General features: G+C 61.0%; 15 protein-coding genes. 12 read left to right on the forward strand and 3 right to left on the reverse strand.

Annotated elements, in window-relative coordinates; genetic code table 11:
• Positions 1-68: 68 nt before the first annotated feature.
• From tssH to BV071_RS13625, 9 genes are read left to right on the forward strand one after another with little or no spacing between them, the layout of a single operon-like run.
• Positions 69-2732 carry a type VI secretion system ATPase TssH gene (tssH, locus tag BV071_RS13585; RefSeq protein WP_035607991.1) on the forward strand — a complete coding sequence of 888 codons (2664 nt, stop codon included), beginning with the start codon at positions 69-71 and terminating at the stop codon, positions 2730-2732.
• Between the two features lie 13 nt (positions 2733-2745).
• Positions 2746-4995 (forward strand): type VI secretion system tip protein TssI/VgrG, encoded by a 2250-nt coding sequence (gene tssI, locus BV071_RS13590; RefSeq protein WP_035607994.1) that lies wholly within the window; start codon positions 2746-2748, stop codon positions 4993-4995.
• A 29-nt stretch (positions 4996-5024) separates the two neighbouring features.
• Entirely contained in the window at positions 5025-5513 is a 489-nt protein-coding gene (locus BV071_RS13595; protein ID WP_265594406.1) for a DUF6484 domain-containing protein, read from the forward strand.
• A 21-nt stretch (positions 5514-5534) separates the two neighbouring features.
• Entirely contained in the window at positions 5535-6644 is a 1110-nt protein-coding gene (locus BV071_RS13600) for a DUF2169 domain-containing protein (protein WP_035607997.1), read from the forward strand.
• The gene (locus tag BV071_RS13605) at positions 6641-7681 is read left to right on the forward strand and encodes a hypothetical protein (RefSeq protein ID WP_035607999.1); all 1041 of its coding nucleotides are present in this window, start codon (positions 6641-6643) and stop codon (positions 7679-7681) included. The genes BV071_RS13600 and BV071_RS13605 overlap by 4 nt, the downstream gene beginning before the upstream one ends.
• Positions 7681-8850 (forward strand): PAAR-like domain-containing protein, encoded by a 1170-nt coding sequence (locus BV071_RS35390; RefSeq protein ID WP_052573327.1) that lies wholly within the window; start codon positions 7681-7683, stop codon positions 8848-8850. Before BV071_RS13605 ends, BV071_RS35390 begins: the two co-directional genes overlap by 1 nt.
• A 33-nt stretch (positions 8851-8883) precedes the next feature.
• Positions 8884-9774 (forward strand): hypothetical protein, encoded by an 891-nt coding sequence (locus tag BV071_RS32935; protein ID WP_265594407.1) that lies wholly within the window; start codon positions 8884-8886, stop codon positions 9772-9774.
• Positions 9775-9782: 8 nt separating this feature from the next.
• Positions 9783-11042: a TIGR02270 family protein gene (locus BV071_RS13620; RefSeq protein WP_035608001.1), complete on the forward strand. Its 1260-nt coding sequence runs from the start codon at positions 9783-9785 to the stop codon at positions 11040-11042.
• Positions 11039-11683: a DUF922 domain-containing protein gene (locus BV071_RS13625; protein ID WP_035608003.1), complete on the forward strand. Its 645-nt coding sequence runs from the start codon at positions 11039-11041 to the stop codon at positions 11681-11683. The genes BV071_RS13620 and BV071_RS13625 overlap by 4 nt, the downstream gene beginning before the upstream one ends.
• A gap of 4 nt (positions 11684-11687) precedes the next feature.
• Here BV071_RS13625 and BV071_RS13630 read toward each other — a convergent pair whose 3' ends face one another.
• Both BV071_RS13630 and BV071_RS13635 read right to left on the reverse strand, forming a co-directional pair.
• On the reverse strand, positions 11688-12581 hold the full coding sequence (locus BV071_RS13630; protein ID WP_035608004.1) for a FecR domain-containing protein: 894 nt from the start codon (positions 12579-12581) through the stop codon (positions 11688-11690).
• 18 nt (positions 12582-12599) lie between these two features.
• On the reverse strand, positions 12600-13478 hold the full coding sequence (locus BV071_RS13635; RefSeq protein WP_265594408.1) for a hypothetical protein: 879 nt from the start codon (positions 13476-13478) through the stop codon (positions 12600-12602).
• Positions 13479-13738: 260 nt separating this feature from the next.
• On the opposite strand from BV071_RS13635, the gene BV071_RS13640 reads away from it, so the two are divergent.
• Positions 13739-14830 (forward strand): YifB family Mg chelatase-like AAA ATPase, encoded by a 1092-nt coding sequence (locus BV071_RS13640; RefSeq protein WP_052573330.1) that lies wholly within the window; start codon positions 13739-13741, stop codon positions 14828-14830.
• Between the two features lie 144 nt (positions 14831-14974).
• On the opposite strand, the gene BV071_RS13645 is transcribed toward BV071_RS13640, so the two are convergent.
• Positions 14975-15217, reverse strand: coding sequence for a hypothetical protein (locus tag BV071_RS13645; RefSeq protein WP_265594409.1), 243 nt, complete (start codon positions 15215-15217; stop codon positions 14975-14977).
• A gap of 119 nt (positions 15218-15336) precedes the next feature.
• On the opposite strand from BV071_RS13645, the gene BV071_RS13650 reads away from it, so the two are divergent.
• Together BV071_RS13650 and BV071_RS32940 are read left to right on the forward strand one after the other, a co-directional pair.
• Positions 15337-15630: a hypothetical protein gene (locus BV071_RS13650; protein ID WP_035608010.1), complete on the forward strand. Its 294-nt coding sequence runs from the start codon at positions 15337-15339 to the stop codon at positions 15628-15630.
• Position 15631: 1 nt separating this feature from the next.
• Positions 15632-16102, forward strand: a complete 471-nt coding sequence (locus BV071_RS32940) for a periplasmic heavy metal sensor (RefSeq protein WP_052573331.1) — start codon at positions 15632-15634, stop codon at positions 16100-16102.
• Positions 16103-16110 lie beyond the last annotated feature (8 nt).

The raw sequence follows: 16110 nt of genomic DNA on the forward strand, positions 1-16110 counted from the left end.
CGTGCTGCTCCAAAAATCCTGCGGCGAACTTGCTTTCACAACCGAAACAATCTTCACTCTCTAATCTAATGGCTGATCTCCGTCCCAAGGATCTGTTCGGCAAGCTCAACCAGCTCGGCTACCGCACGCTTGATGGCGCCGCGAACTTTTGCCGGATGCGCACCAATCCATCGGTCGAGCTGGTGCACTGGTTGCAGCAGATGCTGAATGAGCCGGAGTCCGATCTGCAGACGGCGGTGCGCCATTTCCAGATCGACGACTCGATACTGTCGAGGGACCTCACCGCGGCCTTGAGCCACTTGCCGCGTGGTGCCGGCTCGATCACCGGCTTCGGCTTGGCGCTGCGTGAATCCATCGAGCAGGGCTGGATCTATGCTTCGCTGATGTTCAAGCAGAACAGCATCCGCGGCGGACACGTGCTGATCGGCTGCATGAAGAACCCTTCGCTGGAGATTGTCCTGAAAGGATTGTCTGGCGAATTCCGCAAGCTGAAGGCGGATGAGCTGACGGATCACTTCGACGAAATTTTCAAAAGCTCGATCGAGAATAGTAGCGCCGAAGCAGTGCCGGCATCCGGGGATGAAGCGCCCGCCAGCGGTGGGCCGCCAGTGCCGGGACGGGTGGAGGCGTTATCGAAATTCACCTCCGACCTGGTAGCCGAGGCAAAGGCCGGGAAGATCGATCCAATCACCGGCCGCGACAAGGAGATCCGCCAGATCACCGACATCCTGCTGCGTCGACGCCAGAATAACCCCATCCTAACAGGTGAGGCGGGTGTCGGCAAAACTGCAGTGGTCGAGGGCCTGGCCTTGAAGATCGCTGCCGGCGATGTGCCGCCGGCACTGAAGGATGTGGAGTTGCGCACACTCGACCTTGGTGCCTTGAAGGCAGGCGCGAGCATGCGGGGGGAATTCGAGAAGCGGCTCAAGCAAGTCATTGAGGAGGTCGAAGGCTCGCCGGTTCCCGTGATCCTGTTCATCGATGAGGCGCACACCTTGATTGGCGCGGGCGGACAGGAGGGCCAAGGCGACGCCGCCAACCTACTCAAGCCCGCCCTTGCACGGGGCAAGCTGCGCACCATCGCCGCGACGACTTGGAAGGAGTACAAGATGTACTTCGAGAAGGACAACGCGCTCGAGCGACGCTTCCAGCCGGTGGTGATCGAGGAACCAGACGAGGACAAGGCGCTTGCGATGCTGCGCGGGGTGTCCCGCAAGCTGGCCGAGCACCATGGCGTGCCAATTCTTGCCGATGCGATGGCGGCGGCGGTGAAATTCTCGAAGCGCTACATTCCGGCAAGGCAACTACCGGACAAGGCGGTGAGCCTGATGGACACGGCGGCGTCGCGGGTCTCGCTGAGCCAACACGCAACGCCGGCGGAGGTCGATGATTGCCGCAAGCACATTGAAGCTTTGGAGCTTGAACAAAGCATTCTGAAGGAAGAAAGCGCGGCGGGTGCGGATCGTAGTGCGGCACTTGGCAAGCTGGATGAGCAAGTCAAGGAAGCGCGAACGCGCTTGGAGGGGCTGGAGGCGAATTGGGCCACCGAAAAGACTTTGGTGGATGCGCTGATCGCACTGAAGGAGAAGCTCAAGCTCACCGAAGGCGAAGCCGAGCGCGAGCCGCTTCTGGCCGAGGTCCGTGCGAAGGAAGCTGAACTGGCGGAATTGCAGAAAGACAAGCCGCTGATCCATCACTCGGTCACGGAGTCCGCGGTGGCGGCGGTGGTGGCGGACTGGACCGGCATTCCAGTGGGGCGGATGCTCAAGGACGAGATCAAGACGATCCTTACGCTGGCGGATTTCCTGCAAGAGCGCGTGATCGGGCAGCGCCATGCCTTGGAAGCGATCGCCAAGCGGATCGAGATCTCCCGGGCACAGTTGGAGAATCCATCGCGTCCGATCGGGGTCTTCATGCTCGCCGGCACCAGCGGCGTGGGCAAGACGGAGACCGCGCTGGCCTTGGCCGAGGCCTTGTATGGCGGCGAGGGTAATCTGATCTCCTTCAACATGACGGAGTTCACCGAGGGTCACAGCGTGGCCACGCTCAAGGGTGCGCCCCCAGGTTACAAGGGCTACGGCGAGGGCGGCGTGCTGACAGAAGCGGTGAGGCGGCGTCCCTACAGCGTGGTGTTGCTCGATGAGATCGAGAAGGCACACCCGAATGTGATCCAGCTTTTCTTCCAGGTCTTCGACAAGGGTCGCTTGGATGACTCCACCGGCCGGGCGGTGGACTTCCGCAATACCATCATCCTGATGACGACGAATGCGGGGACGGACCTGATCACCAATATGTGCGCCGATCCGGAGTTGCTGCCCACTCCGGAGGCACTGGCCGAGGCGATACGCAAGCCATTGCTCGAATTCTCCGATGAGCGCGCGGGCACTCCGAAGTTCACGCCAGCCTTCCTGGGCCGCGTGAATGTGGTGCCGTATTACACGCTGAGCGACGAGGTGCTGCGCAAGATCGTGGAACTCCAGCTCAGCCGCGTGAAGAAGCGCCTGCTGGAAAACCGCGGCACCGAGCTCACTTTCGATTCCTCCGTCGGCGATCTGATTGCGAGCCGCTGCACCGAGGTGCAGAGCGGCGCGCGCGTCGTCGAAGGCATCCTTACCCAGACCCTACTCCCCGAACTCAGCCGTGAGCTGCTGGAAAAGATCGCGGATGGCACCACGGTCGAAAAGATCGCGGTGACAGCCACGGACGGCCGCTTCGTTTACGAATTCAAGTGAGAAAGGTGATACCGTGCCTGAAACACAACAGGACCGAAGGCTCAAACTGACCACGCCGCTCGGCGAGGATGTACTGATGATCACCCGCTTCAACGGCGAGGAGGAGCTGTCGAAGACCTATCGCTACGAACTCGATCTGGTCAGCACCGATCCAAAGGTGAAGTTCGACGACATCGTGGGCCAGAATGTGACCGTGAAGGTGGAGGCCGAGAAGAGCGGCACGCGGATCTTCAACGGCTTCGTCAGCGAGTTCCAGCAGATGGAGCCGCGCGACCAACTGGCCCGCTACCGCGCGATCGTGGTGCCGTGGTTCTGGTATCTCACGAGAGTCGCGGATTGCCGGATCTTCCAGCAGAAGTCGATTCCCGAGATCATTGAGGCGGTGTTCTCATCGCGGAACTTCAGCCAGTATGAGCTGCGGCTGAGCGGCAGCTACAAGCCGCTGGAGTATTGCGTGCAGTATCGCGAGACCGACTTCAACTTCGTGAGCCGCCTGATGGAGCAGGAAGGGATTTGCTACTACTTCACCCACAAGGACGGCGAGCATACGATGGTCCTGGCAGATGCGCCCTCAGCGCACGATCCCTGCCCTAACTGCGAGTCGGCGAACTACTACCCGTGGAATCTCGGCATCGACTTCAGTGGCATCCGCTCGTGGGTCCGCGAGGGCCGGGTCTGCCCGGGGGCATTTGCCCACACTGACTTCGACTTCAAGTCACCCGGCAAGAAGCTGCTCGCGGATACCAGCAACCCCAAGCAGCACGATCACGCCGACTACGAGATCTACGACTATCCCGGCGAGTACATCGATCGCGGCGCGGGCAGCAACTACGCCACGATCCGCATGCAGGAGTTGCAAGCGCGGCACGAGACACACCGCGGTGAGGCGGATATCGCGGGCTTGCAGGTCGGCTTCCAGTTTGAGCTGAAGGAAGCATTCCGCGATGACGACAACCGGAAGTATCTGATCACCCGCCTGCATCACGACATTCACTCCACACCCTTCGGCTCCCAGGAGGTTTCCGGTGGACCGCGCTTCTATCAAGTGAAGCTCCTGGCGATTCCCGCCACGGTGGACTACCGCCCGTCTCGCGATACGCCGAAGCCGCTGATCACCGGCCCACAGACTGCGATCGTGACCGGTCCCGGCGGAGATGAGATCTACACGGACGAATACAGCCGGGTGAAGGTTCACTTCCACTGGCACCGCCACGATAATAGCGATGATAAGAGTTCCTGCTGGATCCGGGTTTCACAGTACTGGGCCGGCAAGCAGTGGGGATCGATCCACATCCCACGCATCGGCCAAGAGGTGATCGTCGAGTTCCTCGAAGGTGATCCCGACCGCCCGATCATTACCGGCCGCGTCTACAATGGCGACAACATGCCGCCCTACGGCCTTCCCGCGAACAAAACGCAGAGCGGGATCAAGAGCCGCAGCTCGATGGGTGGAGGAACTTCCAATTTCAACGAGATCCGGATGGAGGACAAGAAGGGCTCCGAGCAGCTCTATATCCATGCGGAGAAGAATCAGGACAACATCGTCGAGAACGATGAGACTACCTCAGTGGGTCATGACCGTACGGAGGATGTGGGTCACAACGAAACGATCCACATCCACCACGATCGGACCGAAACCGTCGACAACAACGAGACGATCACCATTGGCGTGAACCGCACCGAGACGGTGGGAAGCAACGAGGTAATCTCCATCGGTGTGAACCGCACCGAGACGGTCGGCAGCAATGAGACCATCACGATTGGATCGGCCTTCACTCACACGGTAGGAGCCAGCGAGACGAAGACGGTCGCCATGATGCGCACCCACACGGTCGGCATCAATGAGATGATCAATGTCGGCGCCGCGCAGGAGATCACGGTGGGCGGCGTGCAAGCGACCACGGTTGGCGCTTCGCAGTCGAACACCATCGGCACCAGCCAGACGAACACGATCGGCAGCGATCAGGAGACCTCCGTTGGAGCCAATCAATCGACCTCCGTCGGCAAGAACCAGTCTTTCGCGGTAGGCGACAACCGCGCTACCGACGTAGGCAAAGACGACACGCTCAAAGTCGGGAAGAAACTCGCGATCGACGCGGGCGACCAAATCCTGATCAAGACCGGAGATGCCAGCATTCTGATGAAGAAGGACGGCACGATCCAAATCAAGGGCAAGAACATTACCATCGAGGGATCCGGACAGATCCAGGTGAAGGCATCCAAGGATGTCACGGTCAAGGGTCAGAAGATCATGAACAACTAAGTCCCCCTTCCCTCTTTATCACCCATCGCATGAATCCCAGCAGCAGCATCATTGACTCGCCGCGAACGCGTAAAGCGAAAGCCGCTCCGGCATCAGGTGCGGTGGGACTGCCCAGCGTGGCGGTCGCGCGCCTCGCGTCCCTTGATGGAGAAGGCCGGCCATGGGTCACGCTTGCCGGCGATGCTTCCGGGTGCCCGCGCCTTGCGCGGCATACCTGCACTATCGCTCCCGACGACATTGGGCGTGAGGCCGTGCTCAGCTTCGAGAATGGAGATCCTTCAAAGCCGATCATCCTTGGCCTCCTTCAGTCTTCAGACGCGAAGCAAGCGGAGTCCTTGCAAGTGTCAGCCGATGGGGAGGAACTCACGCTGAGCGCCAAGCGGCAGATCACCCTGCAATGCGGCAAGGCCAGCATCACGCTGACCCGCGCGGGCAAGGTGCTCATTCGAGGAGCTTACGTCTCGACCCGCTCTTCCGGGGTGAACCGCATCAAGGGCGGCTCCGTGCAGATCAACTGAATGAGATGAATCCCTGTCGCCATGGAATTGCTCAACGGCACCCGGATGAAGGCCGCCTATACCATGGGCGTGAAGCCGGATGGCCGCGAGTATCTGGTCGTGGTGGTGAAAGGCACCTTCACGATTCCTTCTGACCCATCCAAAACTCCGGCGCTGGCGCCCTCGCAGGTGGATCTGGTGATGGCGGATGAGTTCACGGGAGAGCCCGGCTTCTCCGCCACGCACCGCGAGACTGACTTCGCGCCCTTCAAGCCGCGCTGTGATGTGCTCTTGGATGGCTATGCCCATGCGCCCGCAGGCAAACCTGCAGCTCGCGTCCAAGTTGGCATCCGCATCGGCAAGTTGACGAAGAGCTTTGAGGTCGTCGGCGACCGTATGTGGAAGAAGGACTTCCTCGGGGTAACCGCCAGCAATCCAACACCCTTCGTCACGCTGCCATTCGGTTACGATTGCGCCTTCGGAGGCAGCGACAACACGCATCGCGACCCGAAGCGCCACTCTGCTTTCACGGACAATCCAGTCGGTCGGGGCTATCATTCCAATCCCGACGCGATCCACGGAGCCGCGCTGCCGAATACCGAAGAGAGCGGCAAGCCGGTGAGCGATCCCGAGGGCAAGTATCGCCCGATGGCCTTTGGCCCGCTCGGCCGGGGCTGGCCCGCACGACTCAAGTATGCGGGCACCTATGACCAGAACTGGATCGATCATGTATTCCCCTTCCTGCCTGCCGATTTCGATGAGCGGCACTACCAAGCGGCTCCGGAGGACCAGCAGATCGACCACCCGAAAGGCGGCGAAGAAGTGGTGCTGATGAATCTCACGCCTGCGGGTCGCACGGCTTTCGTGCTGCCGGCACTTGATCTGCCCGTGGTCTTTTATCCACGCAACCGCCCCGAAGTCACCCAAACCGCAGTGGTGGACACGCTCTTGATCGAGCCCGAGGCCCAACGCTTCAGCGTCGTCTGGCGCAGCTCGCTTCCCCTTCGCAAGAACATGCTGGAGATCGCGCAGGTGGTGGTCGGCCGGATGAGCCCCGCATGGTATCGGGCGCGGAGCGGCGGGAAGAAATGGTATCCCTCACTGGATGCCATGGTCCGGGAGAAACTCGCCAGCGAGGAGGCGCGGTCATGAATCCTGCAATGGTCATCACCAAGGTCGGCATGTGCTCTGCGGTGGGCCTCGGCGCCGCCGCTTCGTGCGCAGCCATCCGCGTGGGCTTCACCGGTTTCGACGACACGGCATTCCTCTTCGATGGCGATGTGATCCAAGGCGCCGAGGTGCCCTTGGAGAAGCCATGGCGCGGGCGAGAGAAGCTGCTGCAAATGGCCACAGCAGCGGTCCTCGAATGTATCGGCGACTTACCCCCGGCGGCGCTGCGCGAAATCCCCCTATTACTGGTCATCGCAGAGAAGGACCGGCCGGGCCGGCTTCCGCGCTTGGACCCATCGCTGCTCCGCGAGTTGATGGATCGCTGCGGCGGTGAATTTCATCCGGAGTCCCGCGTGATCGAAAATGGCCGTGTGGGCGGCATTGAAGCGATCCAGCTGGCGGAAGGAATCCTGTCCCGCTTGCGCGGTGGCTCTTGTCTCGTCGTAGGGGTTGATAGTCTTCTGAATGCCAACACGCTTGGAGCCTACTACACCCGGCAGCGCTTGCTGACCTCGCGCCAATCGGACGGCTTCATCCCCGGCGAGGCGGCTGCTGCGATCTGGTTGGAACAGGCATCAAGCAGGACTGTCGGTCCGCTCGCGGTCCACGGCTGGGGATTTGCCCGCGAGGAAGCTGGCATTGAGTCAGAGCAGCCGCTGCGGGGTGAGGGCCTTGCTGCGGCGATCCGGGCATCCTTTTCGAAGAGCGGGCTGGATTACCATTCCATCGATTACCGGCTCTGTGATGCCAACGGCGAGCAGTATCCTTTCAAGGAAGCCGCCCTCGCAATGGCGCGCACGTTGCGGGTACGCAAGCAGAGCTTCGATCTCTGGCACACGGCGGACTGCATCGGCGAAGTCGGTGCCGCCACGGTCCCCTGCGCTCTCGCCGTCGCGTGGCATGCAGCCGTGAAGGGATACGCGCCGGGACCGGGAGTTCTCCTGCATGTCGGCAATACCGACGGCCAGCGTGCCGCACTGGTGCTTCGCCAGACCACCGAAGAAAGGAGGCACCCCTGATGGCCGACGACGTCTTCGCCAATACCCGCGAGATCACCTGCCAATCGGGGAGCAGCAAGAGCATCGCCGCCTTTCCGGATGTCTGCATGACGCCGCCGGAGAATCCGGCAACACCGCCCGGCGTGCCGGTGCCCTACCCGAACTTCGGGATGGCCTCGGACACCACCGATGGCAGCACCACGGTCTTCATCAATGGCAAGCAGGTGATGCTGAAGAACCAGTCACACTTCAAGAAGAGCAGCGGCGACGAAGCCGGCGCCGCCGCGAAGAAGGGAGTCATCACCAGCGTCAACCGCGGCAAGGTCTACTTCACCTCCTGGTCAGCGGACGTGAAGGTCGAGGGCAAGAATGTGGTCCGCCACCTCGACATGACCACCCACAACCACGCGTCCGATCCGGCGAACGAAGGCATCCCCTGGCCGCACATCGGGCGCATGGACCTGATCGCCGCCACACCGGGCTGCGAAAAGGAGCGCGAGAACATCAAGGACAAGTGCGGTGACCCGGTCGACGAAAACAAGTCCAAGTGCCCGAACCCCACCGCCCTCAACGCCGCCAAGGCCGAACATAAGACCGCCTGCAAGCTGCCCGATGGGCCGGGACGAGAAGCAGCCCAAGCGGCTGCCACCGTGAAGGTGCACAAAGCTCACGAGGACTACGCCGTCGACATCAACAACAACGCCTGCACCAAGGCCCTGCAGTGTGCCTTGACCTCCTACCGCAAGGGCCGGAAGTCGGCATGCTGCCCGGGCTCTACTCCCGATCACCTGGTGCCCGCTTCACAGTTTGGTGAGGATCGCGGACTCGGGCACCCGAAGTATAGCGCAGCAGGAGCTCCTTGCATGTGCGCCACCGGCGGTGCGCAGACCGCCACCCACGGCCTCTTGGGCAAGGGCCGCACGGACTACATGGTGAAGAAAAATATCGCCGTGAACGAACACGCCAAGTCGTGGACCGTGGCCGATTCTTGCAAATGCGGTGCGACTTCTGCCGCCGCCGTGACGGGTTGCAACCAGGCCTGCCTGGAGGCCCAGCTCAAGAAGGGCCACGAGGACATGGGCGTGAAGTCTGACGAGAATATCTCAACCCGCAAGGAGATCGTGGACCGCGATCTCTCGGCTTTCCAAAAGCGCATGGATCCTCCCGCCGCCCCGGTGGGCTTGGGCTAAATGCAGATCGAACGCCAACCGGGAACCCATATCATGGCTGAAGCACCTTCACCCGATCAATTCAATCTGAGGACCGGTCGAATCCTCAATCCCGACTCCGTGGTACTGCTACTGGAGGATCCAGTCATCGCCGAGGAGCAGGTGCCCTACACCCTTATCGGCATCTGGAAGCGCGGCCAGGAAGAGTGGTACCGCGGATCGGTCCAACACGACGGGATCTCAGCCGCTGTGATTCCGCCGATCGCCGATCGCGAAAAGCAGCTCGTCATTGTTGGCCCCTCCGGGAAGTGCACCGTGATGGATAGCAAAGCGGTTACCACTGACATCATCCGGAAGGATTATGACTTCTCGGCGGTGGCTTGCATCGAAGGTTCTGCGGTTGCCGTCGGGATCAATGGCAGCGTCAACCGGATGATCGATCGCGCCGTCTGGAGTGACCTCTCCAATCCTGAGGTGGATGAAATCCTTGAGGGCATCTGCCCCTATCCACCTGGCGGTTTCCTCGTATGCGGCTGGAATGGACTGGTAGCCCACTATCAGGGCAAAAGCGTTGACCGATGCGAGACCGGCTCCAACGCCATCCTCACCGGCATTACCTGCGACGAAGACGGCCTGATCCACGCGTGCGGCCAGCGCGGCACCATCATTCGGGGCACAAAGGATGCCCTCACCCGCATTGACCTGCCCAGTGTGGTGGAAGATTTCTGGTCCATCGTCCGCTATCAAGGCCGCATCCATGTGGCATCCAACACCGCTCTCTATCGCCTGAAGGATGATGACAGCTTGGAGCTAGTGAAGTTCGAAGGCGAGGTGATTCCTACCAGCTTCTATCATCTCGATGTTTTTCAAGACACCCACCTCCTTTCGGTCGGAATGAAGGATGCGGCCCTCTTCGATGGGACCGGGTGGACTCGAGTCCTCTAATCTATTTCATGCAAGTGCAGCGCCCATCGATCGCGAAGATCGTCGACCAGCATGCCGAGGAGGCGGCCTTCCAGTGGCTTCTCCGCGATGCCGCCGTGACCAGCGCGAAACACACCTTGCTCCAGCTCGGCCGGATCGACGAGCGAGTGACTGCCCATTTGGACGGCCTCCTCATCGCGGGCGACGCGGGCTGGCAGGCATGCGAGGAAGGCTTGGCATGGAAGGAGCCGGGCGAGGTTTTCGCTGCCACATGGCTGGCGCTCTTGCCAGGTGGCCATGCGCGCTTCGACAAGGTGCTCGAGTTCGCCGTCACTGATCCGGCTCTCAGCCGCGCCTTCATCTCGGCTTTGGGATGGAGGGAATGGAATGAAGTCGCAGGACGTATTGAGAATCTCATCTCGTCCCGTGATCCCGTGATGAGGAGGATCGGCTTGGCAGCGACTGCTGCGCATCGCCGTGTGTCACGCGAGGATCTAGAACGCGGGTTAAAGGATGAAGACTCCACCGTACGCCAGCGCGCCTTGAGAGCGGTCGCCGAGATCGGTGACGCCAAATTGTTGCCGGATCTGCGCCACGCCCTCTCCGAAAACTCCGAAGCTGAGCGCTTCCACGCTGCTCGCTCCGCCACTCTGTTAGGTGATCCTTCTTCCACGGCCGAGCTCTGCCGGCAAGCGATGGCGGGAGGTCGCCATGCCGAGGAGGCCTGTAGCCTGGCGATGAGATCCCTCAACTCCGCCGACTCCGCGCCTTGGATCGCGCGCGCCTGCCTGGATGGCTTATCTTCGCGCGCCGCGATCAAAGGAATGGGAGCCAGCGGGGATCCGGTGCATGTTCCCTGGCTCTTGGAGAGGATTTCGGATCCCGCTCTCGCGCGGATCGCCGGTGAAGCGATCACCTCGATCAGCGGACTGGATCTCGTGGCCGAGGAGATGGAAGGAATCGCCCCTGACAATTTCGAAGCAGGTCCTTCGGATGATCCGGACGATGAAGGTGTCGCTCGCGATGCTGACGACGAGCTGCCTTGGCCCGACGCTCGGAAGGCGGCGCAATGGTGGCAGGAGCATGGCTCGTCATTCATTCCGGCGCGACGCTACCTGCTCGGAAGGCCTCACTCCGATGAGACCTTGCAGTCCACCTTGCAAACCGGAACCCAGCGCCAGAGGCAGGCCGCTTCGGCGGAGCAGGCGCTCCGCCATCCCGGAAGGATCCTATTCAACACCGCGGCTCCGGCTTCCCGCCAGCGCGCCGCACTTCGATCTCCGCAATGAGCTACTCCCGAAAGCCCGGCCCCGTGGATGAGAGCCACGACTCCGAATCTGCCAGCCCCATGGCACCGGATACGACCAGCGGCGATTCCGGACCCGTCGGCATGAAGGGCGGTGGCGGAACCTGCGGAGGTGCACCCCGCTTGAGTGGCTGGCCGAGGTCGATTGCCTGGCGGGGCGACTTTCCCGATGAGCGGGAGGAGCGCCCACCTGGCGAGGACGAGGATGCGCAGATTCATTCAGAGGCCGTGCTCGACGACGATGTCAGCGTCTGCCGAAGCGACGGGCGCTTCCGGCTGGGAAGCTTCGGCGTGCGCCTGAGAGTCGTGCCGGATGACACTTGGGTGGTACGCTCAGCAAAGTCCGATGCACTTCTAGCCCATGAGCAAGGGCACTTCGACATCAGCGGCATCGATGCGAGACAACTGATGAACGATCTAGCCGCCCTCCGGGCCGACACCACCGATGAATTGCAGCGTCTGGTAAGCGCTCGTATCGAGCGCTCCAGAACGGAGGCGCAAGCGATGTCCGATCGCTACGACACCGAAACCAACCACAGCCGCAATGCGGATGTGCAGCGGCGCTGGGAGACTGCCATCCGCGAGGCCATCGACGGCAACCACGCGCTCAGACCACCGGCGTGACTTTTTAGAAGTTGCTGTTGCCCGGCCTCGGACGGTAGAGGCCTTTCGAGCCCCAGTAGAAGATATCGTACATCCGCTCAGGGGTCGCCGGCTTGCCATTCAGGGCTGCGTTGAATTGGGAACCCAAGCGATGCTCCTGTGCGGGACCGGTCAGAATGCCAAGGGTCTTGTCGGTATCTGAAAGCGTCTTTTCGCGGGTATTATCACCCACACGTCCGGTCGCGCTCGCAACAGCCTGCTCTTGTGCGGCGATGGCCGCGCCCACTCTGTTCCCACCGGGGAAGTTCAACTTCGGCACCACGAAGCTGGGCCCCATCAAGGCGGAGGTGGCGGCCACACGGTTGAGATTCACCGTTGCAGGATCCTGGATGCGCTCTTCGGTCGGCGTGATGGTGACCATCTGCCCGGGCTTAAGGGTCACGCTGTCACCCATCAGCGCCTTGAGACTGACCTTCACCTTGCCCTCCACGCAGAGCACCTTGAGATACTTGTCCTTCAGGTAGCTCACCTGCATGGTCCCATAGGAGGTCGCGCGATGGCGGTCGGTCTCCAGCTCGAATCCGCTGCTCTGGGACTTGTTGCTCACCAGCACGATGCCTTCCTTGAGCGTGAGTCCCTGACGGTTCTTCTTGAGAGCCAGATCGGTGTTAGAGCCAGCGCGAACGGTTGCGCCGCCCGCATCCACTTGCGTCTGGCCGGTCTTGCCGGTGTGGACGCCGTCGCCCCCTTGGAGGGTCGCGGCCACCGCCATGCGCCGCATCATGCCGTCGCGCACATACATCGAATCCCCGCGGATCGCTTCGACACTACCGGGCTCTGCATGCAGGGCAGCCGGTGCCGCAGCTGCCAGCACTACCAGCGAGGAAAGCAAAAGGTTCAAGCGTGAGCTGTGTTTCATGGCTCGGAGTCGTAGTGGTTAGAAGCTCATTTGAAGTGAAACGCCCGCACCGATACCAAAGGTGTCGTAGTCGAAGGCTTTCAGGTCCGAAGCATTCGAAGTGAAGGAGGCATCTGCTCCGAAGGTCACCCAATCGCGGAGGTGATACTCACCGCGGAGCATGACCACGTGGTTCCAATCCGCGCGGTCGATCTCGTCAAAATCGGAGTAGCCCAGCCGATATGAGAATGTGACTTCGAAGGGTTCGCTCTCCCATTTGTAGCCGACGTTCATGCTATACTCGTCGTAGCCGGTGATGTCCGGGCTGGCATCCAGTGCCCAACGTGCTTTGAGCTGGCCGAAGACCGATTGGCCCGGAGCGAAGCGATAGACTTGCTGGGCTCCAGTCTCGAAGGAATGCATCCCGTAGAGCTTGGACTCAAAGGTGCCCGACTCCAGATGCTCGTAGCGGTAGCGCGCGAAGACCTCGAGGTCCCGCAAGGACTGGATCACGTAGATGAAGCCGAGATCCGCATTGGTGTAATCGAAGTCGAGCTGGTTGAGCTTGTCGAAGCGGTAGAACTCCTGCGACAGCGAGGTATCCAGGAAGAGGTTGTTCGTGATCAGCGGCGTGTATCCCACCCCCAGTCCGAAGTGGTAGACGAAGTCGTCCTCGTCGTTCAGCACTCCCGCCAGTGTCGGTGAGAGCAGGTTGATCGAGCGGATGTTGTCGTAGTAGTGGACATCGGCCCCGCCCCAGACTCGCCAAGGCTCCCAGTTCGACTTGCGGTAAGTCACCTCCTCGATCTCCCCGAACTGAGAATCGGAGGGCCCGGTGTATTCACCGGCGGAAAGCGTTAAGACCTGTGCGAGGGCAAGGACGGCGAGTCCTTCGATCATTCCAAAAGTTCGTTTCATCCGGCGACGATGCTACAGGTTGATTTACCTCCCTAATGGCAGCCTCCATTGATTCAGTCAATGATATTCGGGCTTACGGGCAGGATGCACGGCGACCACAGCCTTCGCTTGGGACCGCCTCTGTTAGCTTGGCTCTAGCAGCAGCATATCTTGGTCATTCACCATGGGCCCTGATTGTGTTAGACGAAGGCGGCAGTGGGTCCCCCCCCGTTTTTGAGCCTTGCCACGGGCAAGCGGCCTCGCAATCCTTAGATGTTCATATGATCACACGCTTGTTCTCCGCCGCCCTCCGGGGCATCGACGCCCACGAAGTGGAGGTCGAGGTGAACGCCTATGGTTCCGAGAAGCCGCTGACGATTATCGTGGGACTACCTGACGCCGCGGTCAGGGAATCCTCCCAGCGGGTGCAGTCGGCCCTAGCGGCATCCGCCCTGTCCTTCGGCATGGGCACCAAGATCGTGAACTTGGCACCGGCGGATTTGAAGAAGGAGGGTCCCTCTTTCGATTTGCCCATCGCAGTGGCGATGGCCGCGGCCTGTGAGCAGATCCAACTCACCGCGGATGACTGCGCGATCATCGGTGAACTCGGCTTGGACGGTGTGGTGCGACCGGTGAAGGGCGCACTGTCCATTGCCATGGAAGCGAAGAAACAAGGGCGCACCCGGGTGGTCGTGCCGGAAGCGAATCAGACCGAAGCCGCGATCGTGGAGGGCCTCCAAGTCTTCGGGGTCAACTCCCTCCACCAGACTTGGCAGTTTCTTACCGGCAAGACCGAGATCAAACCTTGCGAGCTGGACCGCCACGCTTTCTTCGAATCCCACCGGAACTACGATGTCGATTTCGATGAGGTGAAGGGCCAGCACCATGTGAAGCGCGCCCTCGAAGTCGCCGCGGCAGGCGGCCACAACATGATCATGATCGGGCCGCCGGGCACGGGCAAATCGATGCTCGCCAAGCGTCTCCCGACCATCATGCCTGACATGAGCGAAGACGAGGCGATCGAGGTGACCAAGATTCACTCGATCGCCGGAACGCTCGACCTGAAGCATTCCTTCCTCACCACCCGCCCCTTCCGCTCGCCGCACCATACGATCTCTGATGCGGGCCTCCTTGGCGGAGGCACGAATCCCGGTCCGGGCGAAGTTTCGCTCGCTCACCACGGCGTGCTCTTCCTAGACGAGCTTCCCGAGTTCCGCCGGAGTACCCTGGAGGTGATGCGCCAACCCTTGGAGGATGGCCAAGTTACCATCTCACGTGCCTCCGGCTCACTGACCTTCCCCGCCCGCTTCATGCTCGTGGCGGCACTCAACCCCTGTCCGCAGGGACTCGCTTTGGGGAGACGGGCAGCATGAAGTGAGGATCCCCGCGACTTTTAGGTCAGGCTTCTTCTGGAGACGCCAACATCCGTAGTTTTCCCGAGGGACGGAATATAACTTTCTCAGGGTTTGCTCTAGGATCGGTGTTTTACCTCGCAGAACGGCCCGATGAAGGGCGGTTCAACCAACCGAAACCAAGAAGATGAAAACCAAGACCTTGAGCATCGCAATGGCGGCTCTCGCGATTGCTACCGCCACACCCGCCGCCTTCGCGCGGCCCGATTTCCCCGTCCAACGGCTGACTTCCGGCCCTCGCACCGTCAAAATGGAGCGGATGCCGGAGCACTGCTCGATGAACTGCTGCACCACGAAATACAGGCAAAACGCAGCGCTGGGTGGACGAGGTTCCTCGAGTTCTTTCACCAAGGTCAAGGCCTGCGCGAACAGTTGCCAGGTTCCCTCGAAGGAACGTCAAATGGTCTGCCGGAAGGGCAGCCGCGCTTGAAGTTGCAATCGGCAGGTAAACGATCACTTTGGAAACCATGAACGATTCCGACTTTGATGACCTGCTCCGCTCGGCAAGGGGCGACCGTCCCTTGCCGACCTCGTTCCGCCAGCAAGTATGGAGGCGCATCGAGAATGATGCGGCCGCTCTGCCGCTGCGTTGGTATCACCGCGTCTTCGCCGCTGTGACGAAGCCTTGGGGCGCTGCTGCTGGATTCGCTGCTACTGTCGCCATCGGACTCGCGCTGGGTCTGATTACCACACCTAAGGAGGATTCCTCTGCGTCCAGCTACGCCTACTCGATTAGTCCTTTCGCTCAAACTCATCATTGAAGTGAAAAAGCCACTTCTGGTTTTTCTATTCCTTCTGCTTGCCGGGGCCGCGGCCTTCTGCCTGACCCGGTCGGTCAGATCCACAAGTCACAAGGGCGCATTGCTCGACAAGATGCCGGAACTCGCTTGGGTACGAACCGAACTCGGCTTGAGCGATGAACAGTTAGCCAAGGTTTCTGAGCTGCACGCAGCCTATCGCCCGAAGTGTGAGGCGATGTGCCAGCGCATTCTGGAAGCTCACCAGAAGCTCGATCACTTGGCCGCCAAGGATCAAGGAATCACCGACGAGCTCAAGGCTGCCATCCGCGAACATGCCGACATTCACGCGGAATGCCAGGAAGCGATGCTAAAGCATCTCTACGAAACGGCCGGGCAGATGGATTCCCGGCAGGCTGCGAAATACCTGAAGGCAATGCTCCCCTACGCTCTGGATTTCAGCCACAGCGAGCCGAGTTCGGTCCATCGTCACTGACTGGCTTA

Origin of the sequence: Haloferula sp. BvORR071 (assembly GCF_000739615.1) — a bacterium.
Classification (GTDB): domain Bacteria; phylum Verrucomicrobiota; class Verrucomicrobiia; order Verrucomicrobiales; family Akkermansiaceae; genus Haloferula.